Source organism: Pseudomonas sp. TE3899 (assembly GCF_056279105.1).
The window spans coordinates 5,144,451-5,170,273 of sequence record NZ_JBWBQR010000001.1 but is presented as its reverse complement, the minus strand read 5'-3'; the positions used below and the strand labels follow the sequence as shown (position 1 = coordinate 5,170,273).

Here is a 25,823-nt window from a genome sequence, read left to right as displayed (position 1 = left end):
GCTTCCTTGAGGGGGGCAAGTCTAAAGGAAATCGGGGACAGATTTATTTATTAATGGCAGTGGCGAGCCCCCACTCATAGGCCGAAGTATCGATCAGCAACCACCGGCATCGCCGCATTGCACCCAACCCCGAATCGCTTTGCCCTTGGGCGTTTTGAACAGCACCTTGACCCAACCCGCCTCAACCCCTTCCTGCAACACCGAATCACCCGGGATCAAATACATCTTCGTCACCTCCGCTAAAACCGGCGAACTGTAGAGGGAGGTCTTCTTGTTGATGGTGAGCGTTACTTTGTCTCCCGCTGCCCAGTGTTTATAAGCGGCGGAATTGAGTTTGGCGACGATGGCATCGGCGGTTTTATAGGGGAACGTGTAGACCAACTCCTCGGAGTCGAAATCGCGCACGATATCGCCGCCATTGCCGAAGTAGTTCGACAGTTGCTCATCCCTCACATAGCCCTTCGCCGTAGGGGAATACGCGTGAACGGTGTAGTACTCGCCCAAATAATTAACGCCGGTATCGGCTCTGATTCCGACGGCATGAATGACGAACAGCATTGGCTCGGCGTCGGGTTTGGCCTGAGCGAAGAAAGCCGCTTGTACGCGCCCGGTGGCCGCCAGAAATGGCAGGCCGCCGATGTTCGTCTTTTTACCGTCGGCGCAATTTACGAAATCGATGTCGATGGCTTTTTCGTCGGGGTCTTGGGATTCGTCTTCGGGCAGGTTGGTGTAGTTGAAAACGATAGCGCCCGATTCTGTTTGCAGCGCTGGGAAGGCTTCACTTTTTGGGGGATTGCAGGTGATTCGGGCGAGGAGTTTTTTCAGGCTCGAGACACCCTCTTCATAAAAGGTGTTGCACTGCGAAACCACGACAAAACCCTGGGCTGTTTCTGCTTGAAGTGTGTTGCAGACTAATGAGAACCCCTCAACATCATCCGGGCCAGGGTAGATAACGTTTTTCATGTCCAACAGCGTCCAGCCTTGCTGCTTCATTAACGCTTTTGCTGTGGGCGCAGCGTCCGAAAACTCCTGAAGTTCTTCAGCGTGAGGCACTTCGATCAGCTTGTTGTAACGCCGCGCACTGTCGATGCCGACAACCGCCAAAATGTCCGGCAGGTTTTTCCCGGAGACGACGAAGGTAGGCAGGTTATCGAAGACGTTGGTGGACTCAGGGTTGTTGCGGGGCACGAGTTTCAGGATGTTCACGCCCCCTTCCTGCATGCAGCTCGCGACCTTCAGATCTGTTTGCGGGACTTCGAACGGGCAAGGTGGGTCTTCAGCGAATGCATTCGCGCTAGCCAAGAACAGGCTGAGCAGGAAAGCAGCCTTCAGTGCTGCGCGGTTTTTGTTCACTAAACAATCCATGTCGATCACTCAAAAAGCCCTTGTTTAAGCTGTGCGGTGGCTGCGTTTAAAAGTGTCGGATCATCCGCTTACATTGCCTGCAAAACCATCGGATATTTCCTTCGATACGTGGGGGTGTTCGTGAACTAGGCATCGTTTGCGTTCACCGATAACCTCTTTTCGTCATCGCAAAAAACGGTGACCCAGACGTGCAAGTCCGGAATTGGTACACAATCGGTTATGGCTATTCATCGAGCGTTTTCTTATGCTCGCGAATCGTTATGGCGGCTGTGTGTGGGAGACCTTCGGGTCTGCCGGTTTACCGATTCCGGTCTTGCACACCCATACACAGCTGCCACCCCCATTCGAAGTGCGAGCGAATGGTGCCAGCTCAAAAAATCGGTGCTACTAAATGATTAAGCCAACACCTAATCCCCCTGACGAGTTATCCACATCCCCCTACGAATCCCTCGATTCGAAAAAACTCCACGAAGCCGCCGAACGCGCCCTCGACTACCACCTCGGCCCAAAACCCGACGTAAAACCCAAATCCAGGCCCCGCAAAGGTGCCCTGTTCAACGTCACCCCCGACCTCCAAACCGAAACCCTCCTGGCCAACGCGTCCGAAGACCTACTATCCATCAGCGCCATCGCCGCAGACCTCGCCGATGACGTGGAAGGCTCACGCCGCTCGGTAGCCTTGGCATTGAGTCGATTGGCGGATGGAGTGCATTTGTTGGTGGAGCGAGCGCTGGATCAAATTGATTCGCCAGATCCGGGGGCGCATCGGGCTAAGGCATAACGCGAACCTGGCTCGCCAGCCCAATAAAAAAACGGCCCTGGATTGGAATTACCAACAATCAGGGCCGTTTTTTGTTGGCGATTAGGAGCCTGGACAGACCTTGGGTTCGTCCATTTGCATCGGGTAGCTGTAGGGGTAGCTGGGAGAACCTCATCCGGTCGCGAATTCTGATCCAGAAACCTGAGCGCACAAACGCAAAGGACGGCTCATCAAGAGCCGCCCTCCAGCGTTTTGCAGTTACACAGTCTTTTCAGACGAGTTCAACTTACCAGCCTGATCGGCCACCATATCCATCCAACCTCCGGGCTTATCCTCATCGTTAGCCGCTTTGGCCACCAGACTTGCCAAGGCACTAGCGTCTTTCTTGCGGGCTGCTTCGACTGCCTGATGGGCCACCAGGATTTTCTGAAGGGCTGGAGTGTTTGCGTTGGCTGCGGTAAGCGGCTGCAGCGGTGGTAATGCGGCAACTTTAGCCACCATGTCGCCTGGTTCTTTGGTGAACGACCTCAATGAATCGAGGTTAGTGAGCATCGGTAGTGCAACACCGGTAAGCGGGTCGAAAGCGCTGATTTCCGGAAGACCAACTTTGCCGCTGAGTACTGGCCTCGCCAAGGACGGCAGGAACAGCCCCAGCAACATGCGAGGGTCTTTCCTCTTAATGCTCAGGCCTACGCTAGCCAAGGCAATACCAACTCCGATTACTCGTCCAGCAGTAACCAAGAGTGATAGTTGCTTATTAGATTCGTTATCGAAATGAACCAGTCGAATACGGAAATAGTCCGTAAAAGGTTCTCGCGGGCCGATAGCGGAATGGTTCATAAACCATGCACGGGAGTCATGAACCTGATTATCGAACAGTGCCACTAGATCTTCCTGACCGGGTCTAGGCTTATTCGGAGCGATAAACATTTTCTCGTATCGCTTTGTGCCTTCATCATGTAGGTATGCGTATTCCTCGGCTTCGTCCTCCTCATTTATAAGGAACACAGTACCGCCTAGAAGCATGTCGGCTACGCCACCAATAGTGATTGAATCATCTACCACGCCCCACTCTTTCAGGTAGTCGTGCCGGAACTCCCCCGCTGCTCCACTCAACTGACGATGATCTAGAGGAGGCTCAAATTTTTTCTCCCAACGCATTTTGTCGACTTTTTCTTGGCCGCCGACAATTTGTATATTCAGTTGGTTTTCCTTTTCCTCAGCCTCCGTACAAGTCGGCTCAGGCTTACCCTCAGCAGCAGCAGAAGTCTTGGCATCTCTGCGTGCCTGTATCGCTTCCCAAGCATCAATTTTGGCTTTTGGCATGTCAGAGGAAGAGCTTTGAAAGAATGGTTGCTTTTCTACGCCACCGGCATAACGGTCGATTCTCCATGCGGTAATTAGCACATGCTCCTGCTTCATTACCTCCTCTAAAGCACCTCCTTTGGCTTGCGCTTGCCAAGCGTTGAAGCGTCGAACCAAGTCAGCGCTGAAATCGAATTCGCCTAAGACGGATTTCTCCATAGCACGCCACACCTCGTGATCGGGCAGAAGGGCTTCTTTGGGGACTTGCAACGGAGCACCGGCCTTGAACGCTTCAGCGTAGAGATGATGCAGAGGAATCTGGGACAACAATTCGTGGGTGCCTGCGACTGCTTTGCCTTGGTCTTTCGGTGAATACCCGCCTCCTACGTCCGAGTGCACGCCAGGATAAAAATACTCGACGGTATTATCACGATAGCCGGACGGCGCTTCTGTATCCCGCTGACCATCAATTTTTTTTGGCCGGCGGCGTATAGAGTCCAGAGGAAAACTGGCGCGCTGCTCATGAGCCGAGACCAAATGCACGCAGCGCTTTAAAAAGTGACGATCTTCGGGAACTGTTGTGTCCAGACTCGCGGTGATCAGGTCTTCAGGCAACCGCATGGTGTCGTCAGCCCACCCCATATGCCCAGCAGCGAATGGCGCACTATCAGCCAGACCAACTGCAGCAACGGTGTCGCAGAGACCAAGAAACTCTATAGACAACGGCAAGCCTGCAAAGCGGTATTCCATGACGCCACTATCGCCTTGGCAACGCGTCAACGTTTGAAGCCAGTTAGCAAAAGTACGCGCCTGAGCAGCCCCACGGGAAAATCCATATACATACAAACGCATCGCTAGGATTCGAGGCTTTTGGTCTGCCTCATTGAACTTCTTAAGCTCTTTTTCTAAATCTTGGATATGCGGCCGCATAACTGCTTCGCGCTTTTTCTCTCCATTTTCCATCAGCCCTGCCGTCATGACAGTACCTAACCAAGAAGTCGCCATGCCCTCCACCAACTCTAACGTTTGATCTGGCGAAAGCGGATTTTGCTCCGGAATAGCATCCTTTAGGGCCGCAATCAGTCGGGTTAACCCCCAATTTATTCGATTCTCACCACCATTTGCGCCGATCAGGCCGAATGAGTCTGGTACAACTTCATTGATCTCAGGAAATGTTGTCCCCACCCCTGGACTATAGTAACGATAGTACCCTGTTTGGGTTGTAGGATCTGAACCTAAACTCGCATGAAATATACGAGCTATATTGCTACACGAGGATGGACTCGAAGAGCTGTCAGCTGCGTCATTATTGTTGGTTCCATCAAACGCAATTGTTATATGCAAAGCCTTACTGCATGGCGGACCGCTTTGAATATTGCCCATAGACTGGAGCAGTTTTCGTTGTTGGTTTGTAAAGCGTGTCTCATCCGCCTTTTGTTTACGTATATTTTCCGAAACCTGATTTGGATCTGTAGGCAAACGTCCTTGCCCAGGAAACACTGGTGGCACCAATGCAGAGGCTGGACGAGATTTAATCTCTGCGCCTATTTGTTTGGACATACCTTCGGCTCCTCCATAATCATTGGAAAGTTATAAGGATAGGCAGGATCTCCGCGCTTAATGTTGTCAGCTGAAACGCGAACTTGATCACATGGAAGAAAATGCACCTTCAAAGAGCCTGCAACTTCGTATTTTGGAATATCGACAGTCACCGTGTGATGCGTATATTGAGCTGCGTGTTTTTTTAACTCTGCACGAAAAGCATCCGTACCAAGAGGAGGCCATTTGGTTGACGAATTTGAATTAGGGTCTGCCTCCCACTCAACAATGGCTCTTAATCCAGGTGTCCATACCCTTGGTATTACACCACAACAAACTTCGCTTCCTCCACCTTGATGCGGGCCTATGTTCGGTCCTCCAGCGCCATTGACGGTAAATCTATTAATAGCGGCGGAAGTATGGTTATAGCCAGTAACCGATGTAGGGAGCATTTTTGACTGCGCCTGGCAGGCAGTCATGGTTAATATGCCAGCCAGCAATAAAATCGCACGTATAAAGCGTGATCTAAACGCTCTTCCAGAACGGGATAGAGCCTTCATAGGCATATCTGGCCTCAGTAATGATCTGACGAATGGAAATGACATTCCAAAATACCTGCTGACAACTTTCCCTATTAGATTTGACATACCTTCGATCCCTCCATATTCATCGGGTAATACTTAAATGCCCGGAGAACCGGGTTGATGCTGCCTGAGAATGTAAATATTTGCCCGCGAGATAAAAATCACATTTTTTTGTCGCCATCAGGTTCACGAGCCTCTCTAAATTTCCGGACATGTCGTCGACTCCTTTACCTGAAAATACGCCTTGTCGGGATAATTCTGATGCCCAAGGGTATAACAAGTCGTGGACACCCTTACTTGATCGCAAGGAAAAAAGTGAACTTGCAAAGCGCACACTTCTTCAGCGTATTTAGGGATTTCTACAGTAGCTGAGTGATGAGAATAACCAACGGTGTGGCGAATAGCGGCCTCTTTGACAATTTGGCCGTACTGATCACGCTCTAGGGATTCGTATGGCTTTGGGTCTTTGTCCCATTCGATAAACGCTCTAAGTTCAGAGGTCCATTGAACAGGAAGTACGCCGCAGCAAACCTCACCTCCAGCCTGATTGGGTGGAATCCGAGGACCGCCAGCGCCATTGATACTGAACCGTATAATTTCTGCGGAGGTATGGTTATAACCAGTTACCGGGGCAGACACCATTTCGGGGCCTGAATGGCACCCGCTTACCCCTACCAGCACCACCAACACCCACCCACGGACCAGCCAGGAAGCCATCACTTCCCCCGCCCCCCCCGCCAACCCACTCATCAAATCAACGCCCTAACCGGCTCATCAATCACAAACGGTGAGTTCTCCACCAACCATTGATCAATAAACGGTTCCCGCTCCTCCGGCTCGTTCAATCCCTTCTGGTTCGCCGCCAATTGGCTGCGATACAGATGACGAATAAGGCTCTCATTACGGCTTAAACCATAGTGCTGCGGGATGGCGCAGTGGTCGATGCGGTAGGCGTCGGCTTCGGTCCAGGCGAGCAGGTTGGCCACTTGTGCGTGGTCGAACATGACCGGGGCGCTGGGTGGGGCGGCGGCGTGGCGGACGTAGTTGCCGGGCAGGCTTTGTGGGCGTTGGTCGCGGTCGAGCCAGTGCCAGGAAATGATCGCGGCATGGAAGGCGTTGCTTTGCGCCGGTGTGAGGGTTTCGGCGACCGGCAGTAGCATGCGCGGGTCGTAGTAGCGCAACACGCCTTCCGAGCGGCCCTGATTCCATTGGGCTTGGAGGAAGCCGCGCAGGTGATCGGCCAAAGCTTCGAACGCCCAAGGGCTGAACAAGGCGACGACGTGTTTGTTGCAGTCGACGGCGCTGATGAAGGTTTTCAGCCAGGGCCGTTGGGACGTATCTACGCGCAGCAGCAGCGGGCCGAAGTCGGCGATGGCGACTTCCGGGGTGTTTTCGAACAGTTTGGCCAATTGTGGCGCGTCGGTTTGCTCTGCCAGTTCTTGCAGCAGCGGGTAGTCGAGGCTGGTGGCGTCGATCAGCAGGTCGAGGTGCTGGTGTTGCAGTTGCTGGGCGTTGACCCATAACTCGTCGAGCCAGTGCAGGTTGCTTGTGGTCATGAAGTCGTCCTTTATCGCGCGGCCAGGGCCTGGGCGTTTCGTTTGGCCCGGGCCAGGCATTCTTTGCAGACTGGCGGTGGCGGCATCGGCGTCGGGGCGTTGCCGAGTGCCTGGGGCGGTACGTCGCCAGCGATGTCCGTGTCGGCCGCGCCCGGCAGCACCGGCGGCTTGATCCCAATCCCGGTCCCACTCCCCGCCGACCCACCGGCATTGATCTTGATCACCGGCCCAACCACCGTAATCCCACCGGCATCCAGCTTGATAAAACTCCCCCCGGCCTTAACCGTGAGTTCCATCCCCGCCTCAATAACAATCTTGTCCCCAGCCTTCAGGTGAATCTCTTTCCCGGCACTGGTCAGCTGTGCAGTCCCGAGCTTCACGTGCTGGCTCTGGCCGATCGTCAGGTGATCGTCCATCCGCGTTTCGATCTTGCGATCGGCAATGGTGGTGCGGTGTTCTTCGGCTTTGAGTTCGGTGTAGGTGTTCTTCTCGACGGTGTCGTGGCGTTCGTTGCCGACGCGGATTTTTTGGTCGTGTTCGATGTTTTCATCCCAGTCTCGCTGGGCGTGGAGGTAGATCTGTTCGGCGCCTTTTTTGTCTTCGATGCGCAGTTCGTTGTAGCCGCCGCCTCCCGGTGAGCTGAGGGTTTTGAAGACGGTGCGGGTTTTGTTCGCCGGCAGTTCGTAGGGGACCTGGTTTTCCTTGTGGTAGAGGCAGCCGGTTACCAGGGGTTGGTCGGGGTCGCCTTCGAGGAAGGTGACGAGGACTTCCATGCCGATGCGCGGGATGGTGATGGCGCCGTAGCGGTCGCCGGCCCAGCTCGATGAGACGCGCATCCAGCAGCTGGTTTTGTCGTCGGCCTGGCCCTCGCGGTCCCAGTGGAATTGGACCTTGATGCGGCCGTACTGGTCGCAGTGGATTTCTTCGCCTTTGGGGCCGGTGACCAGGGCTGTTTGGCTGCCGAGGACGCGGGGTTTGGGGTGTTGCAGCGCCGGGCGGTAGAACACGGTCCATGGGGTGGCGAGGAAGCGGTTGCGGTAGCCCTGGTGGAAGTCGTCTTTGTTGTCGGTGGTGTCGCTGGTCACTGATTCTTCGAGGACTTGTGGTTGCTTGCCTTCGTGGAGGATTTCGGTGAGCAGCCAGAGGTCGTTCCACTCGGTGCGCGGGTGGTCGGAGAGTTCCAGGAAGTGGCCGCTGACCAATCGGGTCTGGTCGCCGTTGCCTTCGGCTTGCTGGTAGTCGGCGCGGTGGCGTTCGAGGGCGCGTTGGCTGAGGAACTTGCCGCGCGCGCGGTCGATGAAGCGGCCGGGGTAGTCGTAGTCTTCCAGGTCCGGTTCGGTGCTGTCGCCGTCGGGTTTGTAGGCAGACTCCAGTTGCAGGCGTGGCTTTTCAAAATCGTAGTCGCGACGGGTGACGCGGCCGGTGCGGGTTTCCAGGCGCAGCTTGAAGCCTTTGATCACCGGTTCTGCGGCGACCATGCCGCTGCCTTGCACATACGCCGTTGGCTGGCCGAGTTTGGGGAACACGGTCTGGTCATCGCCGAACACCAGCAAATGCCCTTTTGGCGTGTGCTGGAAGTGGTAGTGAATGCCTTCTTCTTCGCACAGGCGCTGGACGAAGTGCAGGTCGGTTTCGTCGTACTGCACGCAGTAATCACGGTCCGGGCAGGTAACGCTCAACTGGAAGTTGTAGGCGTTGGCCTTGATGCCGTGTTCTTCGAGGATCAGCGCGATGATTTTCGGCGCCGACATCTGCTGGTAGATGCGCTGGTTGGTGCGGTGGTGCAGGTATTGCAGTTGCGGCACCAGGGAGATTTTGTAGCGGGTCAGGCGTTTACCGGCATCGCCTTGGGCGACGCGGTAGATCTGGCCGTGGATGCCGGAGCCTTGCGGGTCGAACGCCAGGAACGCCTGTTTGTGCAGGAGTTTTTCCAGGTCCAGGTCGGGGTTTTCGCTGACCAGTTCCACTTCCATGCGATAGGGCTGGCTGATGCCTTCGGTGCCGGTGAACGACAGCACTTGCAGGTCGCCCACGTAGTCTTCAACGGTCAGGCTGAAGTGCGTTTCGTTAGCTGGGTTGAACATTGGTCGGTCCCTGTTCGAGTGTCATCCGTTACGCCGAGAGACGCAGGCGTTGCAGCCAGGACGAGGTGGCGCCCATGGCGTCGCGTAATTGAGCGGCGCTGACCGTACGATCAGCCGCGTTGAAGGTCAGCGCGTTGCGCAGGGCTGGCCAGCAGTGTTTCGGGAGGTTCTTGGGTGCGTGCAGTTCGCGCTCCAGACGTTCGTCGCGGGCCTGGGTCGAGGGCAAGCGGCGGAACGGGTGTTTGCCGCTCGCCAGTTCGTAGAGCACGCAGGCCACGCCATAGACGTCGGCGCTGGCGGTCAGCGGCTGGCCTTCGAGCAGTTCCGGGGCGGCGTAGCCGGGGGTCCAGGCGTTGAAGCGGCTGCGGCTCAGGTGCGGCAGGCCGGGCAAGATGCCCTCTTCGGCCTGGCCGAGGCCGAAGTCGAACAGGCGCACGCCCTCCTCGCTGAGCATCACGTTGCTCGGCTTCATGTCGCCGTGCAGCACGCCGCGAGCGTGGGCGTAGGCCAGCGCGTCGAGCAGCGGCAGCGCGATGTCGCGCAGTTCTTTCCACGGCAGGCCGGTGGGCCGCTCGCAGAGTAATTTGTCCAGGGTCAGCCCACGCATGAGTTCCATGGTGATGAAGGCGCGCTGGCAGTCGGTGTCGACTTCAAAGGTGTGCAAGCGCAGCACGTTGTCGTGGCGCAGGCGTCGGGTCAGGGCGAACTCGCTGTAGAGCAAGGCACTGGCGTCCGGCGATTCGGCAAATTCTTCGCTGAGGATTTTCAGCGCGATGTAAGGGTCGGGATCGCCGAACTGTTCGTTCAGCAAGTCCCGTGCGCGGTAAACCGCACCCATGCCACCGGCACCGAGCAGGCGCTCGATGCGGTAACGCCCGCCCAGCACGTCGGGCAATTCGCCGACGCTGGCCCGTGTGGGCGCCAGTGCAGGTTCAGCCTGATGAGATTTGGCAAACGCAAAGTAGGTCAGGTTGTTGTCCTGCTCTTCGCTCACCAGCAGGTCGTCGATCGGTCGCATGAGTTCAGTCATTGGCGGATCACCACGGCAGTCAGATTGTCCCGGGCCGCGCCACGCAGAGCGCTGTCGAACAGACGCTCCAGCGCAACGTGCGGCGCGGTCAGGCTCAGGGCGTTGCCCAGGGCATCGCTGCTCAGGCCTTGGTACAAACCGTCGCTGCACAACAGGAACGTATCGCCGGGGTAAACCTCGAGTTCGAGCACGTCCAGCGTCAGCACATCGGCCGCCCCGACCGCACGGGTCAGGGCATGGGCCGAAGGATGGGCGCGGGCGTCTTCGAGGCTCATGTTTTGCTCGTCGATCAGTTGCTGTTGCAGCGAATGGTCCTTGGACAGCTGATACAAACGCTGGCCACGCCACAGATAGCAGCGGCTGTCGCCGGCCCAGATGCAGGCCGCGCGACTGCCTTCCACCAGCAGCGCCACCACGGTGCTGCCCATGATGCTGTCGTGGCGCCCGGCGGTGACGGTCAACTCCTGACCCAAGCGGCGGTTGATCCAGTGCAAGCACTGGCGAATGCCCTTGAGTCGTTCGTCGAAGTCATCCTGCACCGGCAGTTCCGCCAGGCTGGCGACGATCAACTGGCTGGCAATGTCGCCAGCCTGATGACCGCCCATGCCGTCCGCGACCACCCACAGCCCCTGCTGTGGCGCGTCGAGGAAGGCATCTTCGTTGCGCGCCCGAACCTTGCCAGGATCGGTACGCGCAGCGCTGCGCCAGGAACTGGCAACCGCCATCAGAGTTGCACCGGCATACGGAAGGTCCGCAGCACGCCCATGTCGAACGGGTTCGGCGTGCGTTGGCTCGACAGCAGGTAGTTGGCGCGCAGGCCACCCACGTCCGCTTTGAGCACCAGCACGTCGCGACCGTTCAGGTACTCGGTCTGCATCAGGTCGAACAGACGGAACAGCGACCAAGGGCCGGTGTTCTTCTCGATACCGATCGGGCGGCCGGCCATTTTGTCGAGGACCAGGCTGGTGCGGCCGTCTTCAGCATCGGTCGGCCATTTGAACGACACCGGCACGATCGGGCCGTGGCGGTATTCGATGGTCTTGTCGCCAAACTTGAACTCAGAACGGCTGACGGCCGGGTCGAGGGTGTACGGCTCCAGTTTGAATTGCACTTGCGGCTCGGCCGGGTTCTCGGCAAAGAAGCTCTGGCGAATGGTTTGCGCTGCCGCCATCTGGTCGAGGTAGACCTTGGAGATCGGCAGGCTGTGGCCATCGACGCTGCGCATGCGGTAGTTGCCCGGATCGCCGCTGACGAAGGGACGCATGTAGGTTTCGAAGAAGCGGTCGTTGATGCCTTGAGCCTTGAAGAACTCGCGGAAGTCGCTGATCGCCACGTCGCTGGTGCTGTGGGCGCTGAACGGATAACGCTTGTTGATCGCTTTGCCGTAGAAGCTGTACAGCTCGCTCTGATAACGCTGGTTCAGGTACTGGTAGGAATCGTTGAGCACCAGACGCCAGGTGTCTTCGGCCAACACGTTGAACCAGACACTGACCGGACGCGGCAAACGGTTGGACGCGTTGCGCAGGTTGCTCAGCGCATCACGCTGGCCACCCATGCGGGTCTTGGCCATTTCGAACGCGGCTTGCTCCGGCGAACTGGCGCGGGCCAGGCTGGCCACTTGCAGTTGCAGGTCGTTGAGCGCGGTCAGCGCCGGGGTCAAATCAGCGGCCGGGCCGTTGTTGTCATCCAGCAAGCGGTGCAGCGGTTCGAAGCGCCGTTGCAGGGATTTCTTCGCGGTGTCCGGCAGGTTTTTGGTCGCCGCCATGTCCGAGGCTTTATCCGCTGCGGCCGCCGCCAGTTTGCCGACTTTGCCCAACTTGCCCTTCTGATCAGCCAGTGCGCCAGCCGCATCCGCCGCTTGATCAACCGGATCGGCTTCTGCCGGGAACCGGGTGTTCTCGCGCACTTCCACCAGCAGTTGCAGGACTGGGGAGTTGGCCGAGGTCAGGCCCGCCAGTTGCTCGGCGCCCTCGCTGAAATCGCTGATCGGTGGCAGGGCAACCTGGCCCACCGCTTCACTCCAGAAGTTGGCGTAGTCGCGGAAGTACAGTTGCTCCAGTTCGACCATCAGGCGACGCAAGTCCATGCCGCTGATGCCCGAGCCTTCGCCCAGCACCCAGTTGTCGCGCAGGATATCGGTGACCAGCGCCGAACCCTGGATCGAGAAGTACTGCTGATAACCCTGTTGGGTGTAGAAGCCCGGGATCACGTAGTCCGTGCCGACAAACAGCGCCGCTTGCGGGCCCATGTGTTGGCTCAGACGGTATTCCGGCAGGTTGCGGGCCTGCTCGCGCAGCATCCGGTAAACCACGTTGGCCAGGGACTCGCTGCGCAAGACCTGACGGGCCTGGGCCACCAGTTGATCGTTGAGCGGGTAGATAAACGGCTGCTGCAACAAGCGCTCGAAGTGCGTGTTCAAACCGTTCTGCACCGCGGTGTTACCGGCGTAACGCGTGGACCAGTCGGTGGCGACCCAATCCTTGAGCCAGCCTGCATCGCGGCGATCCTTCATGTTCAGCATCAGGTACGCGCGCAGGCTGTTGAGCAAGCGCTCGCGGTCCTGCATGTTGGCGCGGATCTGCCCTTCGAGCAGGGTCGCGACCCGTGGTAGCAGTTGCGCCTGAAGCTCACGCTCGTAGGCTGCTTTCACTACCGGGTTGGACTCTTCGCCCTGGTACAGACCGCCGCGCTCGTGATAACTCACGTCACCCTTGTTCGGGAAGACCTGGGTCGCCGCGTAGCTGGTGTCGAGGGTCTTGAGCACGGCCATGGAGTCGTCACGCGCGGTCAGTGCCGAGCGCGATTGCGTCCAGTTTTGTGCCAGGTTGCGCAGGCTTTCCAGGCGCTCGTAGTTGGCCGAGAATCCACCGGCCCACAGGATGCCGAACAGCGCCAATGCCGCCAGCGCCCCCACGTACAAGGCACGCTGGCCCCAGTGGATGCGGCTGCGCTCGCGCTTGTCCAGGCCCGCCAGATCGGCTTCCGGGAAAATCACGCGGCTGAGCAAATGGTGGATGAAGCGCGAACGGCCACTGCGCAGGGTCGGCAGCACGCCGGCATTCAGCCCCAGATTGGCGCCGATGCCGGCGGTGGTCTGGTCCATTTCCTGGGTCAGGTGCGGTGCGCTGGTCAGGTAGAAACCACGCAACTGGCTGACACGCTGGTAGCGGTTGCCGGTAAACGCCATGTCGACGAACAGGCACAGGCGCTCGCCGATCTGCCCCAGTTGATGCGGGAAGTCGAGAATGCGGCCACGGCGCTGGGTGTCGCGCTCCTGGTGCATGCGCATGATCACTTGGCTGTTCAGACGACGCAGCAGCTCTTCGAACTCGGCGCGCAGCACGGCGACATCGGTACCGCTCTGCTCTTTGCGGAAGCTGGTGCCGAGCACCTGATCGCTTTCTTCGCGGGTCAGTTGATCGAAGAACTCGTCGAAGCCGAGCAGGCGATCAGCCTTGCTCAATACGAGATAGATCGGCACGTCGACGTGCAGTTTCTGATGCACCTCTTGCAGACGGGCACGCACCTGGCGCGCCAGAGTGTCGAGGTCCTGCTCGCTGCCGCCCAGCAGGGTTTCCACCGGAATGGTCACCAGCACGCCGTTCAGCGGACGGTTGCGACGACGCTTGCGCAGCAGGTCGAGCAAGGTGTTCCAGGCGCTGCCATCGACCTCTTGATCCGGCTGGGTCAGGTAGCGGCCAGCGGTGTCGATCAGCACACCGTGGTCGGCGAAGTACCAGTCGCAATGACGGGTGCCTAGGGTGTCGCGGGTCAGTTTGCGGTCGATCTTGTTGATCGGAAACTCAAGGCCCGAGAAGTCCAGCAGACTGGTCTTGCCGCTGCCCTGTGGACCGATCAGCAAGTACCAGGGCAAATCACTGCGCCAGCGCTCACTGCGACCGCGATACAGGCTCGAGGTCTTCAGGGTTTTCAGCGCGTCTTTGAAGCGCACCTTCAACTCTTTCTGCTCTTCGTCGATCAGCTCTTCACGGCGGATACGATCCTGGCCGTCTTCGGTATCTTCGACAGCCTTTTTACGCACACCGGCGCGCCAGCTGACGAAGACCATGGTCAGGCCCCAGATCAGGAACAGCACACTGATGGTCAGCAAGCGGGAGGTCGAACCTTCCCAGAACTTGTAGTCATCCACCGCCAGCAGCGGCCCGACGAACCACACCAGCAGCGCGAGAAACAGCACCACCAGCAAGGTCCAGACCCAGGTCTTGCGCAAGAATGCGCCGACTTTCTTGAAAAACTTTTTCATCACACGTCCCTGTTTACGGCTGCGACTGCGGCTGGACCGCGGCCGGATCTAGCTGCTGATAAGGTTGCAGAACGGTTTCGCGTTGTTCGCCCAGTACCCAGGCAAAACCCGAATACATCACCACCAGGCAGACCACGGTGAACAGCACCACCATCCACGCCGGCACGATGCGCACCAGGCTGCGGCGTTGATCGTTCAGGCCTTCCCAATGGGGTGACAGCTCACGTGGCACGTCGCCGCGCAGTTGACGAATCTGGCGATACAAGGCGTCGCGGATGCCTTCGAGCTCGAGCATGCCGCGGGCTTGCACCCGGTACTTGCCTTCGAAGCCCAGGGACAGGCACAGGTACATCAACTCCAGCATCGGCAAGTGCTTGACCGGGTTTTTCGACAGGCGATCCAGCAGCTGGAAGAACTTCTCGCCGCCGAAGGTTTCGTTGTGGAAGCTGCTGAGCAAGCTCATCTGCGACCACTCGCTCTCGTTGCCCCACGGCGTGGTCACGACGGCTTCGTCGACCACGGTGCAGAGCACGTAACGGGCGGCCATCACCTGGCTGCTTTCGGCGCCGTTGTGCAGCGCACGCACTTCAAACAGCTTCAGCGCGGAGGTCAGTCGCTCGTTGAGCGCGTACATGTCTTCGCGGGTGTCGCTGTGCTTGAGGCGCACCACTTCCGACAACAGGTCGGAGGCGGCGGCCACCAGCGAATTGAGGCTGATGTTGAACGCTTCGGCCGGACGCAAACGCGCGGCGTAGATCATGCGTTCTTCAAGCTGTTCGAAACGCGGCGGTGCGGCGAAATCTGTCAGCGGACTCGAAGCAGGGCCGTGGCCCTGGCGGTCGAGCAGGACGGTTTTATCGTCCTGGTTGTATTCCGTGTCCTTGATCATGTCGGTCAGTTCCTGATGGCCCAGAATTTCAGTTCAAGCTCGGCGAATTCGCCGGACACGTGGAACGCGAAGCCGCCGGAGCGCTCGAGTTGCGCCAGGTCTTCGGAACTGAGTTCGAGGATGAAATAGGTTTTGTTGGAGTGGAACGCGATCTGCCGCGGGGCCACCGGCAACGGTTTGACCTTGATGCCTGGCAGATGCAGGTTGACCAGTTGGCGGATGCGCTCCACCGGGCCGACCTTGAGGTGCGCCGGCAAGCGGTGGCGCAGTTCTTCGGAATCGCAGTTGGCACTGGCCGCGAGCACGAACGAGGCCGAGCCCAACAGTTTGTGGTCGTGCAACGGCGAGACGATGATCCCGTACTGACGCGCTTGCAGCACCAGCTCGATGGCGTGCTGTTCGAGCACCATCGACAGCACCTGACGAATCGCTTCCATCAGTTTGCGGAAGCTCGCGCCCTGGTCGCTGTGCTGGTAACGGCTGTCCAGGCGCGGGCGTTTGCTGTCGCTGGAGAAGGTCGCCAAATCACCGAGCATGGTCAGCAGCGTGCGGTACAACTCTTCCGGGTGAACCTGTTCCAGGCCGAGGTAGTGGCGCAGCAGCAGTTCGGTGCGGTTGATCAGTTGCAGCATCATGAAGTCGCCGACTTCCGCGCCGCCGACCTTGCCGTTGGAACGGATCCGGTCGGCGATGGTGTCGCCCCGGTGGCCGAGCATGCTGATCACTTCTTTGAGGCACGACAGCAGGTAGCTGGAGGAATGCGCCTGGATGTAAGTCGGCACGAAGTCCGGGTCGAGGCTGATCACGCCGTCGGGCGTGGTGTCGAGCACTTCGCAGATCTTTAGCTTCACATACGCCTGGTCGCTCTGCTGCTCGCCGAGCAACAGTTTGAAGTCCGGACGGGCGCAGCTGACCTGGCTGGCGGAGTCGTCGCCGGCGTTGGAGTCGGCGACTTCCGCTTCATACGCGGTGTAGCGCGCCAGCACGTCGGATTGCTCCGGGCGGCGGGCTTCGATGTGGTTGCCCGTGACCAGCGGCAGCGCCAGGTAAATCGGCGTGTTGCCGGTGTTCGGCGGTACGTCGAGCGCCAGCGGCTCGGTGTTGCCGCCCAGTTCGAACAGGCTGCCGTCCGGCAGGATCCCCGAGGCCTGGCTGATCACCAGTTTGCCCATGTTCAGGAACTGCAAGTCGATGTCCAGGTTCAGGAAGCCCCAGGTGTAGCTGCCCAGCAACTGGGTGCGGGTCTTCATCTGGTGGTCGTAGTAACGATCGTTGTGCTGGAAGTGCTGCGGACGCAGCAGCATGCCTTCCTGCCAAATGACTTTATGGGAGTTCATGATCAGTCAACCGCCTTGGCGAGCGTTTCATTGGTGTTGCGGATGCCGGCCTGGTCGAGAGTCAGGTCAGCCTCGGTGAGTTCCACCGGGGTGACTTGCACCGTGTAGCGCCATTTGGTTTCCGGCAGGTCGCGGTAGGCCGCGAGGACACCGACGTAACGGCTGCCCTCCTCCACGCTGAGCTTGAGGTCCACGGATTCGCCCGGACGCAGTTCCAGCTCTTCGGTGGCGACCAGGTCCGGGGCCAGGGATTCCTTGGCGCGTTCGTACAGGCTGAAGAAGTCAGCGTTTTCGAAGGTCACCGGGTGCTTGAGCTCAAACAGGCGCACCACGATCGGCGACGGGCGCCCATTGAGGTCCGGGTTCAGTTGATCGCTGGCGGTCAGCTTCAGGTTGAGCTTGGTCACGGTGGAATACGGCGACAGCGACGAGCAGCCGGCCAGCAGCACCAGGGCCGTCAGCGCCATCAGCGTCTTGAAAAAAGCGGTCGAGCAGCGAGACATGCGCATCATCCTTGGTGGTCGGTGTGTAGGGTGGAAATCAGGCGGATCTGTTCTTCGTAAGCCTGGGCAAAGTCGCGGGCCAGCAGGCGTTCGCTCCAGTCATCGTCCTGGCGCAGGGCCTGGTGATAACGGCCGTAGGCTCTCCAGCGACTGCCGGAAGTGGCCAGGATCGGCTTGTTGTCGCGCTCGAAACGCAAGGTCAACTGCTCGGGCGAGAAGTGTTCCAGGGTGCCGCGAACCGCCGCACGGCTGGCGGTCAGCAACGCCACTTGGTGCGCCTGCAAATCGCGGAACGAGCGGGAGATCGCCTGCTCGGCCGGCATCTGCCCCGGTTTGTTCGGCTGCAGCAGAATCTCCAGCGCTTCACCCGGATCCACGGCAAATTTCAGCGGATTTTTCTGGTTGCCCTGAACCAGGGTCTGGGCCAGGCGCAGTTCGTTCTTCAACTCGCTACGGGTGCGCAGGCTCTGTTGCAAGCCGCCGACGCTTTGGCGCAGCAGACGCGCAGCGTGCAGCGCCAGGGCTTCGCGGGCGTCGTGGTCGAGGCCTTTGAGGTCCACGCCCAGGGCGGCACCGAAGTGTTCCCAGAAACCGTCGCTCTGACGCTCGACGGCTTTCGGCGGCGGGGCTGGCGCCGGTTCGACCGGGGCGTCGATCAGCTCCGGCACCATCAGGCTTTCCATGTCGATACGCGCGTAATCGGCGCGTTGACGGGTGTCCTCGGGCGCGTTGCGCGGGGAGATCAGTTCGTCGATTTCCGAGTACACGCGCTCCTGCTGGTCGAGGGCGTTCATCGGGTCGAGGTCGAGGAACGCATCGTCAGGAATGATGCTGCCCGCGGCCTGTGGACGGCCGACTTCGACGTCGAACGTCGCCGGGTCGCGCACCAGGCGCGCGCGGATCTCAAAGTCACCCAGCACGTAGGTGCTGCCGTGTTCGATACGCACCGCTTCGCCCTTGCGCAGGCGCGCGCCGCTCTGCCCGTCCTGAACACCGTTGCTGCTGGTGTCGGTCAGGAAGAAAGTGCCTTCGCGGTAGCTGATGTCCACATGGTGGTTGGACAGGTGACGCTTGCGGTCCGGGATGATCCAGTCGCAATCCTCGCCCCGGCCAATCACGCCACCGGCCTGCTTGAAGGTCTTCTGGCACAAATCCGTGGGCACGAACTGCTTGGTGTTCAGCATTTCGAAAACCAGTTCCATGATGATGCTCCTTGCGGTCACTTGCCGCGATTGACCGCCTGCGGATCACCCAATGGGCGATAGGTGTTGTCGTTGAATTTGTAATTGCCGCTGCAGCCGCCGAGGCCGCATAGAACGACGAGGGTCAGCAGGACGGCTTGCCAGTGACGAACAGACATCAGAGGGACTCCAGAGGTAGACAAAGTACAAAGCGCCGACCCGTTTGGGCGGCGCTGTCAGAAGCGAATAAGGTGAAGCCAAGGGCTCTGGCACAAGGCCTCTGTGGCGAGGGAGCTTGCTCCCGCCCGGCTGCGAAGCAGTCGTAAAACAGCAGACGCGGTTTGACTGACACACCGCGTCGCAGAGTTTTGGGGCCGCTGCGCAGCCCAGCGGGAGCAAGCTCCCTCCCCACAGGGAATTCGCAAGCCACAGGTGGCGTTCCAATCCGAGTCCAGACGTTGAGATCAGCCATCGAAATCACCCAAATTGATATTCAAGCGCCCAAGGCGATACAGCAGCGTGCGGCGCGGCAGCCCGAGTTCTCGGGCGGCGAGCGTCTGGTTGCCGTCGTTCTTGCGCAGGCAATCGAGCAGCAGGCTGCGTTCGACCTGCTCCAGGCGTTCGCGCAGGTTCAAGCCGCTGTTGTCTTCGGGCATGGCTTCCATGCGCAGGGAGAAATGCTCGGCCAGCAACTCGCCGCCCTCGCACAGCAGCACCGCGCGTTCGACCAGGCCTTTGAGTTCGCGCACGTTGCCGGGGAAGGCGTAACCGGACAGGTGATCCAGCGCCGCCTCGGACCAACGCACCGCATCGCGCTGCAAGAATGCACAGGCCTTTTCGGCGAAGTGCCGGGCCAGATCGAGGATGTCGCCTTCGCGCTGACGCAGGGCCGGCAACTCGATCGGGAATTGCGCGAGGCGGTAGTACAAGTCCTCGCGGAATTTGCCTTCGCTGACCAGCACCGCCAGATCCCGGTGGGTCGCGGCGATGATGCGCACGTCGATCTTGTGCGTGTCGTTGGAACCCAGCGGCCGGATCTCGCCTTCCTGCAACACACGCAACAGCTTGGCTTGCAGGGACAACGGCATGTCGCCGATTTCATCCAGCAGCAAGGTCCCGCCGTTGGCCGCGTCGAACAGCCCGGCGCGGTCGCGATCAGCGCCGGTGAAGGCGCCTTTGCGGTAGCCGAACAGCTCGCTTTCCAGCAGGTTCTCGGGGAACGCCGCGCAGTTCTGCACGATGAACGCCTGGGAACGGCGCGGCCCGCAATCGTGAATCGCCCGCGCGACCACTTCCTTGCCGGTGCCGGTTTCGCCGCGCAGCAGCACGGTGTACGGGCTGTGCAGGACTTTGCTGATCAGCGAATAGGTCTGGCGCATGGCCGCACTTTTGCCGATCAAGCCATAACCGCTGACACTCGGAGCACCGCGATTGACCGGCGCGGCGGCATTGGCAGGCTGACGCAGGCGTTGCAGCAGATGCAATTGGCCGAGCACGAACGACCCCAGTTGCCCAAGGGAATCGGCAAAGCCTTGCAGGGCGATGTGCCGGGGACTGGCGCACAGCAGCAAGCCTTCGACAGCCTTCTGCTGATTGACCAGCGGCACGCACAACAGCGATTGCCACGGCGTGGCCTGCAGCGGCAGAAAACTGGTTTCGTGCAGGCTGCCGCTCAACTCGCTGAGGCACACCACGCGGTTCTGGCACAGGGCGAATTGCAGCAGTTGCTCACCGGTGTAATCCGCCGGCATGCTCGCCGCGCCTTGCAGTTGCAGGGTGCCATTGAGGCACTCGGCGTTCATGCCCAGGCAAGTGTGGGTCGCGTCCAACAGGTACAACTGGGTCAACTCGCAACCGCTGAGTTCGGCCAAACCGCGCACGAAGTCACCCAGCAGCGCAGCACCGTCCGCTGCCCGCGACAGGCTGGCGAACTGCGCCAGCAAGGCTTCGGCATAGACCAGTGGTTGCGGCACTTGAGTGAACATCACACCCACCTCAGGCAAACTCGCAAATCACGCTGGCGTTGCCGTCGAGCGTTGCGTGAACGCGCTTGAGGCTCTCACCGGTGGCCATCGCATCGAGCAAGCGGTCGGCTACCAGCGGCAGCACGTGCAGGTCCAGCAGATGGTCGATCAGACGCGCGCCGCTGTCGCCTTGGGTGCAGCGTTCGGACAGGTGATCGACGAGGTTCTGGCACCAGGTGAATTCCAGCTGACGACGGTTCAAACGCTCGCCCAGACGACCGAGTTTGATCTCGATCAGCTCGCGCAGCACCGGGCCGCCCACCGGGAAGTAAGGGATCACGCGCATCCGTGCCAGCAGTGCCGGTTTGAAGTGTTTGCTCAGCACCGGGCGAATGGTTTCTTCGAGCACTTCGGCCGATGGCCGCTCGCCGTTTTCGCAGAGGTCGGCGATCAAATCGCTGCCCAGGTTCGAGGTCATCAGGATCAACGTATTGCGGAAGTCGATCTCGCGCCCTTCGCCGTCGTTGGCCACGCCTTTGTCGAAGATTTGGTAGAACAGGTTGAGCACGTCCGGGTCGGCTTTTTCGACTTCATCGAGCAGCACCACGGAGTACGGTTTCTGCCGCACGGCTTCGGTGAGCATGCCGCCCTCGCCGTAGCCGACGTAGCCCGGCGGTGCACCGATCAGGCGCGACACGGTGTGCTTCTCCTGGAACTCGGACATGTTGATGGTGGTGATAAAGCGATCACCGCCGTACAGCAAATCGGCGAGGGCCAGCGCGGTTTCGGTCTTGCCGACGCCGCTCGGGCCGACCAGCAGGAACACGCCCACCGGTGCATCGGGTTTGTTCAGGCCGGCGGCAGTGGCGCGCATCGAGCGATCCAGCGCGTGGACGGCTTGTTCCTGACCACGGATGCGCACGCGCAGGTCGGTGGCGAAGCTTGCGACCTTGGCGTTGTGCTCGCGGGCCAGTTGCGCCAAGGGCACGCCGGTCCAGGCGCTGATCACTTCAGCCACCAGACGCGGGCAGACTTCGAAGCTCACCAGCCGCTCTTTGACTTGCAGTGCCGTCAGGGTTTTGTGGGTGTCGTTAAGCGCGGCTTCCAGGGACGCGACGCTTTGCGTTTCATCCACCGGCACTTCGAGGGTTTCGATCACGGTGCCTTCGGCGTCTTCTTCAACCGTGACGGTGGGCTCAACGGCGACCGCGACCCGGGCCTTGGCCAATTGCTGACGCAGATCCAGCAGGCGCTCGGCGAGTTCTTTCTGTTCGGTCCACAGGGCTTCCAGCGCGACGCTTTCGTCCTCGGCTTCTTCCAGGCGAGCTTCCAGAGCCTCCAGCGCTTCGTGGTCGATCAGCAGACCGGCTTCGGCATCACGGCGCAGGGCCTGACGCTGACGGCCACCTTCAGCCAGTTCGCCACGCAGGCGCTCCAGGCTTTCCGGGGCGGCGGCGAGGCTGATGCGGACGCGGGCGCAAGCGGTGTCGAGCACGTCCACAGCCTTGTCCGGCAGTTGACGACCGGCAAGGTAACGGGCGGACAGTTCGGCCGCTGCAACCACCGCGTCATCGCGCAGGTAGATGCCGTGGCTCTTCTCGTAGACCTGAGCCAGGCCACGCAGGATGGTCACCGCTTCGCTGACGGTCGGTTCGTGCAGTTGCACCGGTTGGAAACGACGGGCCAGGGCCGGGTCTTTCTCGAAGTACTTCTTGTACTCCGCCCACGTGGTGGCGGCGATGGTGCGCAACTCGCCACGGGCCAGGGCTGGCTTGAGCAGGTTGGCCGCGTCGGAACCACCGGCATTGCCGCCCGCGCCGATCAGGGTGTGGGCTTCGTCGATGAAGATGATGATCGGTTTTGGCGAGGCTTTGACTTCGTCGATCACGCCTTTGAGGCGCCGCTCGAATTCACCTTTGACGCTGGCACCGGCCTGCAACAGGCCCATGTCCAGGGACAGCAGCTCAACGCCTTTCAACACTTGCGGCACTTCACCGGCCGCAATGCGCGAGGCCAGGCCTTCGACGATCGCGGTTTTACCGACGCCGGCTTCACCGACCACGATCGGGTTGTTTTTGCGGCGACGGGCGAGGATGTCGATCATCTGGCGGATCGCGCCATCGCGGCACAGCACCGGGTCGAGTTTGCCGTCGCGGGCCTGTTGGGTCAGGTTGTGGGTGAAGCGCTCCAGCAGGGATTCGCCGGGCACGGCGGATTTGCCAGTGGCCGGTTGTTCTTTCTGGGACAGAGCAAATTCTTTCAGGCGGTCGATGTTCAGTTTGGCCAGCAATGCCTGGTAGCGGCTGCCGGCGTAGCGCATCGGATTGCGCAGCAGCGCGAGGATCAACGCCGCTTGCTCGACCTGGGTCTGGCCCAGTTCAAGGTTGGCCACCAGCAAGGCGTCTTGCAGCCATTGCACCAGTTCCGGAGCGAACACCGGGTTGCGCGAGGCGCTGTGCTCGACCCGCGATTGCAGGGCGGCGCTCAGTTCTCCGGCATCCACTTCGGCATCTTGCAGCGCGCGTGCGAGCAGGCCATTGGGACGCTCCAGCAAGCCCAGCAGCAGGTCTTCGACGAGGATCTTGCTGCCGCCACGGGCGACGCAGCGTTCGGCCGAGCTTTCCAGGTCACGGCGGGTTTCGGCGTCCAGCGCCTGAATCAGTTGTTGCAGGTCTACGTTGCTCATTTAGTCATCTGTCCTTAATGAATTTTGCTGCCGAGGGTCACCACGCCGTCCGCTTTTTCGCGGCCGAGCCAACTGGTCCACCCCAGGCGACAGGCGTTCTGCTCACCGATGCGCAGTTCGCGGATTTCTTCCTGGCGCAGCACCAGGCGAATGTCGTAATCGAGCGGGTCACGCAGGGTGAACCGCACCAGCGCGCACAACGGCTGGTAGCCGAAACCGATGGGCAGGAATTCGTGAAAACGCAGCCAGTCGAGCTCGCGGATGTGAATGCGGAACTTGCCGCTGCGATCGCGCACGTGCTCGCCGAGGACCAGGTCTTCGCCGAGCATGCTGTTGGCGCGGCCCAAACGATTGCGCTGCTCGTCGAGGATTTCCACGCGGCGCTCGATGCACTGCTCGATGGTCAGTTCGGCGTGTTTGAAGTAGTACCGCAGCACCGCTTCGATCAACGCCGCCGAGTGCGCGCGCAAGCTGAGCAGGCCGAGGTACGGCAGCAGGCGTTTCCAGTTCAGTTCCTTGGCCTTGCGGATCTCTTCGCCGCCCAGACCGATCAACGCAAACAACTGCGCGGAGAACGGGTCAAGCGCCCCGCTCTCGAAGCTCGCGCGGTAGCGGTACTTGCGCCAGATCGGCAGCATCAGCCGTTGCAGGCGATGGTGGAACAGGTCGAGGAAGTTGCGTGTCGGGTTGCCGTCTTCGCTGTCGCCCAGGGCTTGTTCGCCGTAGAACGCCGGCAGCGGCGAACCCGAGCCGACCAGGCCGATCAGGTTGAAACGCATACGCGCGCGCAGGTGCCCGTGCTCGGTGAAAAACTCCACGCGATCAACGTCACTGCCAGGGAAACCCAGGCTCGGGTTGGCCTGGAATTCCAGCTGGTCGTACAAGTCGTCCTGGCTCAGGTGCGGGTGGGCCTCGCGCAGCCGGTCCACCACCAGCAGCACGGCCTGAAACAGCGAGTACTCGCGTATTCCTCGGGTCAGCCCGCTTAAAGCAGCGGCTGAAGGCCCATACGTGGTGTCCATTGGTACACCTCTCCCTGTGTGCTTTTTACGCGCAACTCGTGGTACGAATTGAGACTGGCGTAAAGCGCGAAAAACTCGTTAAGAACCGAAGCGAAAACGAACAGGTCGCCTTCGCCGATATACCCTTCCGGGTCGATGGTCAGCTCGGTGCGCAACCCGCGTACCGGCAACCCTCGGTGCAATCTGTCCACGTGCTGGTGCTTGATCGACTTGAGCCCGCCCAGCAGGCGTTTGCTGACTTTTTCGGCGTGTTGGTCGTAGTAGCGCGGCAGGTCGTAGGTTTCGAGAATCACCTTCAGCGCGTTGACGTCGGCCAGCGACAGGTAGTTAAGCGACATGTTGCTGATCAGCTTCCACAGGAAGTCACGGTTCAGCGGCGGCGCGTAACTGGGCGTGGCCGGGGTGATGTTGCGGAAACTCAGGAACTCCGGCGTCTCTTCGCAGGCCTGGCTGATGTCGCCGAGCTTGAGCTTGCGCGGCAGGTTCTGGTTGGTGCACATCAGCTCGATCGACAGGGTTTCGTGGGCTTCGGTGTGGCGGATGCCGAAGCTCAGGTAGGTGTCGAGGCCGTTGTGCAACGAGGACGACCGCTGGCGGATGCTGTAGTGCGGACGGCTGTTGGGCACGTCGAAACTCGGGTCGTGCTCGAAGGATTCGAACGGCACGTATTCCTGATAACCGAGGCCGCCCGGCTTCCAGCCCGTGACCGTTTCGACGGAGAACACGCCGCAGTTTTCCAGGTCGTATTCCGCCGGCAGCAGCAGGTATTCGTCCTGTTTGCCATCGAGGCGGATCGGCAACGCATCGTGCTTGAACAGGTTGACGATGGGCGTGCAGTAGAGCTTCACGTTGTCCAGGGTCGGGCGCAGGCGCTGGATGCCGCTCTTGCGAATGTCGAAGCGCAATTCGAGGCCGCGCACTTGCTTGAGGGTGTCTTCCGGCAGCGCCTTGAGCAGGTCGAGGCCGTTGATGTCGACGAACAGGAATTTGTCCTGGAAGGCGAAATACTCTTGCAGGTAGCGGTAGCCGCGGAAGGTGTTCAGCGGATACGGGATCAGCGCTTCTTCTTCGGCAAACCCCACCGGCTGCACGCGGTCGCCCGGCATCTTGAACGCCATCGGCGTGCCGTTGACGCCATTGATGGGTTTGCCGGCGCCGTCGAGCGGGATCAGCTCGATGCCTTCGAGGTTGCGCAGCAGGCTCAAGTAGAGCATCTGGCTGATGTAGCGCTCGCCGGCAAAGTGCAGGCGCAAGCGGCTCAGTTCCAGCTCTCCGAGGTGGCCGTCGGCGCTCATCTCCAGCCGCAGGCTCAACAGCGAACCGTCGCCCTTCACCGAGTAATTCAGCGCGGCCAGATCCAGCGGCAGGACTTCGGTCGGGTAGCAGGTGCGGAAGCGGCAGCGCACGTCGTCAATCGGTACGCTTTCCACCGGTGTGTCGCGCTCGACCATCAACGCCGGCCCGGAACGCTTCAGCGGGTCGAACTGCAAGATGCTGAACGCCGGCAGCGGCCGCATGTAGTTGGGCCACAGCAGGTGCATCAGCGAATGGCTGAGTTCCGGTAACTCGTCATCGAGCTTCTGGCGCAGGCGCCCGGTCAGGAAAGCGAAGCCCTCGAGCAACCGCTCCACGTCCGGATCCCGCCCGGCCTGGCCCAGGAAAGGCGCCAACGCCGGGCTACGCTCGGCGAATCGACGACCCAACTGGCGAAGTGCGGTGAGTTCGCTTTGGTAGTAGTGGTTAAAGGACACGGG

19 protein-coding genes are annotated in these 25,823 nt (G+C 60.1%); 1 reads left to right on the top strand and 18 read right to left on the bottom strand.

What is annotated here, in order from left to right; genetic code table 11:
- Positions 1 to 93 precede the first annotated feature (93 nt).
- Entirely contained in the window at positions 94 to 1,353 is a 1,260-nt protein-coding gene (locus tag ACZ89E_RS23430) for a hypothetical protein (protein WP_476256559.1), read from the bottom strand.
- 403 nt (positions 1,354 to 1,756) lie between these two features.
- Between ACZ89E_RS23430 and ACZ89E_RS23425 the strand changes: the two genes are divergently transcribed.
- A complete protein-coding gene (locus ACZ89E_RS23425) occupies positions 1,757 to 2,146 on the top strand; it encodes a DUF6124 family protein (protein ID WP_476256558.1) in 390 nt (129 codons plus the stop codon).
- A 237-nt stretch (positions 2,147 to 2,383) separates the two neighbouring features.
- Here ACZ89E_RS23425 and ACZ89E_RS23420 read toward each other — a convergent pair whose 3' ends face one another.
- The 17 genes from ACZ89E_RS23420 to tssF all read right to left on the bottom strand — a co-directional run bounded on the left by ACZ89E_RS23420 (position 2,384) and on the right by tssF (position 25,820).
- Complete coding sequence (locus tag ACZ89E_RS23420; RefSeq protein ID WP_476256557.1) at positions 2,384 to 4,990, bottom strand: T6SS phospholipase effector Tle1-like catalytic domain-containing protein; 2,607 nt, start codon at positions 4,988 to 4,990, stop codon at positions 2,384 to 2,386.
- Entirely contained in the window at positions 4,975 to 5,529 is a 555-nt protein-coding gene (locus ACZ89E_RS23415; protein WP_149659463.1) for a DUF3304 domain-containing protein, read from the bottom strand. The genes ACZ89E_RS23420 and ACZ89E_RS23415 overlap by 16 nt, the downstream gene beginning before the upstream one ends.
- A 222-nt stretch (positions 5,530 to 5,751) precedes the next feature.
- A complete protein-coding gene (locus ACZ89E_RS23410) occupies positions 5,752 to 6,195 on the bottom strand; it encodes a DUF3304 domain-containing protein (protein WP_476257072.1) in 444 nt (147 codons plus the stop codon).
- 107 nt (positions 6,196 to 6,302) lie between these two features.
- Positions 6,303 to 7,109: a DUF4123 domain-containing protein gene (locus ACZ89E_RS23405; protein ID WP_476256556.1), complete on the bottom strand. Its 807-nt coding sequence runs from the start codon at positions 7,107 to 7,109 to the stop codon at positions 6,303 to 6,305.
- A gap of 11 nt (positions 7,110 to 7,120) precedes the next feature.
- Positions 7,121 to 9,193 carry a type VI secretion system Vgr family protein gene (locus ACZ89E_RS23400; RefSeq protein WP_476256555.1) on the bottom strand — a complete coding sequence of 691 codons (2,073 nt, stop codon included), beginning with the start codon at positions 9,191 to 9,193 and terminating at the stop codon, positions 7,121 to 7,123.
- 28 nt (positions 9,194 to 9,221) lie between these two features.
- Positions 9,222 to 10,223 (bottom strand): serine/threonine-protein kinase, encoded by a 1,002-nt coding sequence (locus tag ACZ89E_RS23395; RefSeq protein ID WP_463258881.1) that lies wholly within the window; start codon positions 10,221 to 10,223, stop codon positions 9,222 to 9,224.
- A complete protein-coding gene (locus ACZ89E_RS23390; protein ID WP_476256554.1) occupies positions 10,220 to 10,948 on the bottom strand; it encodes a PP2C family protein-serine/threonine phosphatase in 729 nt (242 codons plus the stop codon). The genes ACZ89E_RS23395 and ACZ89E_RS23390 overlap by 4 nt, the downstream gene beginning before the upstream one ends.
- Positions 10,948 to 14,487 carry a type VI secretion system membrane subunit TssM gene (gene tssM / locus ACZ89E_RS23385; RefSeq protein ID WP_476256553.1) on the bottom strand — a complete coding sequence of 1,180 codons (3,540 nt, stop codon included), beginning with the start codon at positions 14,485 to 14,487 and terminating at the stop codon, positions 10,948 to 10,950. The genes ACZ89E_RS23390 and tssM overlap by 1 nt, the downstream gene beginning before the upstream one ends.
- A 13-nt stretch (positions 14,488 to 14,500) precedes the next feature.
- Positions 14,501 to 15,376: a type IVB secretion system protein IcmH/DotU gene (gene icmH, locus ACZ89E_RS23380; RefSeq protein WP_123515720.1), complete on the bottom strand. Its 876-nt coding sequence runs from the start codon at positions 15,374 to 15,376 to the stop codon at positions 14,501 to 14,503.
- A gap of 5 nt (positions 15,377 to 15,381) precedes the next feature.
- Complete coding sequence (gene tssK, locus ACZ89E_RS23375) at positions 15,382 to 16,713, bottom strand: type VI secretion system baseplate subunit TssK (protein WP_133835362.1); 1,332 nt, start codon at positions 16,711 to 16,713, stop codon at positions 15,382 to 15,384.
- A gap of 2 nt (positions 16,714 to 16,715) precedes the next feature.
- Positions 16,716 to 17,216: a type VI secretion system lipoprotein TssJ gene (gene tssJ, locus ACZ89E_RS23370; protein ID WP_476256552.1), complete on the bottom strand. Its 501-nt coding sequence runs from the start codon at positions 17,214 to 17,216 to the stop codon at positions 16,716 to 16,718.
- 5 nt (positions 17,217 to 17,221) lie between these two features.
- Positions 17,222 to 18,418: a type VI secretion system-associated FHA domain protein TagH gene (tagH, locus tag ACZ89E_RS23365; RefSeq protein ID WP_133835360.1), complete on the bottom strand. Its 1,197-nt coding sequence runs from the start codon at positions 18,416 to 18,418 to the stop codon at positions 17,222 to 17,224.
- Between the two features lie 17 nt (positions 18,419 to 18,435).
- Positions 18,436 to 18,576 (bottom strand): hypothetical protein, encoded by a 141-nt coding sequence (locus tag ACZ89E_RS23360; RefSeq protein WP_008030659.1) that lies wholly within the window; start codon positions 18,574 to 18,576, stop codon positions 18,436 to 18,438.
- A gap of 285 nt (positions 18,577 to 18,861) precedes the next feature.
- On the bottom strand, positions 18,862 to 20,382 hold the full coding sequence (locus tag ACZ89E_RS23355) for a sigma-54 interaction domain-containing protein (RefSeq protein ID WP_149659454.1): 1,521 nt from the start codon (positions 20,380 to 20,382) through the stop codon (positions 18,862 to 18,864).
- Positions 20,383 to 20,392: 10 nt separating this feature from the next.
- Positions 20,393 to 23,047, bottom strand: coding sequence for a type VI secretion system ATPase TssH (gene tssH, locus ACZ89E_RS23350; RefSeq protein WP_476256551.1), 2,655 nt, complete (start codon positions 23,045 to 23,047; stop codon positions 20,393 to 20,395).
- A gap of 14 nt (positions 23,048 to 23,061) precedes the next feature.
- Complete coding sequence (tssG, locus tag ACZ89E_RS23345; protein ID WP_149659452.1) at positions 23,062 to 24,069, bottom strand: type VI secretion system baseplate subunit TssG; 1,008 nt, start codon at positions 24,067 to 24,069, stop codon at positions 23,062 to 23,064.
- Positions 24,033 to 25,820, bottom strand: a complete 1,788-nt coding sequence (tssF, locus tag ACZ89E_RS23340) for a type VI secretion system baseplate subunit TssF (protein WP_123515708.1) — start codon at positions 25,818 to 25,820, stop codon at positions 24,033 to 24,035. The genes tssG and tssF overlap by 37 nt, the downstream gene beginning before the upstream one ends.
- Positions 25,821 to 25,823: the final 3 nt, after the last annotated feature.

What these genes read in the sequence shown, in the direction of transcription:
- ACZ89E_RS23425 (WP_476256558.1), top strand. Translation starts at nt 1,757, where the DNA reads ATGATTAAGCCAACACCTAATCCCCCTGACGAGTTATCCACATCCCCC.
- ACZ89E_RS23420 (WP_476256557.1), bottom strand. Translation starts at nt 4,990, where the DNA reads ATGTCCAAACAAATAGGCGCAGAGATTAAATCTCGTCCAGCCTCTGCA.
- ACZ89E_RS23415 (WP_149659463.1), bottom strand. Translation starts at nt 5,529, where the DNA reads ATGAAGGCTCTATCCCGTTCTGGAAGAGCGTTTAGATCACGCTTTATA.
- ACZ89E_RS23410 (WP_476257072.1), bottom strand. Translation starts at nt 6,195, where the DNA reads ATGGTGTCTGCCCCGGTAACTGGTTATAACCATACCTCCGCAGAAATT.
- ACZ89E_RS23405 (WP_476256556.1), bottom strand. Translation starts at nt 7,109, where the DNA reads ATGACCACAAGCAACCTGCACTGGCTCGACGAGTTATGGGTCAACGCC.
- ACZ89E_RS23400 (WP_476256555.1), bottom strand. Translation starts at nt 9,193, where the DNA reads ATGTTCAACCCAGCTAACGAAACGCACTTCAGCCTGACCGTTGAAGAC.
- ACZ89E_RS23395 (WP_463258881.1), bottom strand. Translation starts at nt 10,223, where the DNA reads ATGACTGAACTCATGCGACCGATCGACGACCTGCTGGTGAGCGAAGAG.
- ACZ89E_RS23390 (WP_476256554.1), bottom strand. Translation starts at nt 10,948, where the DNA reads ATGGCGGTTGCCAGTTCCTGGCGCAGCGCTGCGCGTACCGATCCTGGC.
- tssM (WP_476256553.1), bottom strand. Translation starts at nt 14,487, where the DNA reads ATGAAAAAGTTTTTCAAGAAAGTCGGCGCATTCTTGCGCAAGACCTGG.
- icmH (WP_123515720.1), bottom strand. Translation starts at nt 15,376, where the DNA reads ATGATCAAGGACACGGAATACAACCAGGACGATAAAACCGTCCTGCTC.
- tssK (WP_133835362.1), bottom strand. Translation starts at nt 16,713, where the DNA reads ATGAACTCCCATAAAGTCATTTGGCAGGAAGGCATGCTGCTGCGTCCG.
- tssJ (WP_476256552.1), bottom strand. Translation starts at nt 17,216, where the DNA reads ATGTCTCGCTGCTCGACCGCTTTTTTCAAGACGCTGATGGCGCTGACG.
- tagH (WP_133835360.1), bottom strand. Translation starts at nt 18,418, where the DNA reads ATGGAACTGGTTTTCGAAATGCTGAACACCAAGCAGTTCGTGCCCACG.
- ACZ89E_RS23360 (WP_008030659.1), bottom strand. Translation starts at nt 18,576, where the DNA reads ATGTCTGTTCGTCACTGGCAAGCCGTCCTGCTGACCCTCGTCGTTCTA.
- ACZ89E_RS23355 (WP_149659454.1), bottom strand. Translation starts at nt 20,382, where the DNA reads ATGTTCACTCAAGTGCCGCAACCACTGGTCTATGCCGAAGCCTTGCTG.
- tssH (WP_476256551.1), bottom strand. Translation starts at nt 23,047, where the DNA reads ATGAGCAACGTAGACCTGCAACAACTGATTCAGGCGCTGGACGCCGAA.
- tssG (WP_149659452.1), bottom strand. Translation starts at nt 24,069, where the DNA reads ATGGACACCACGTATGGGCCTTCAGCCGCTGCTTTAAGCGGGCTGACC.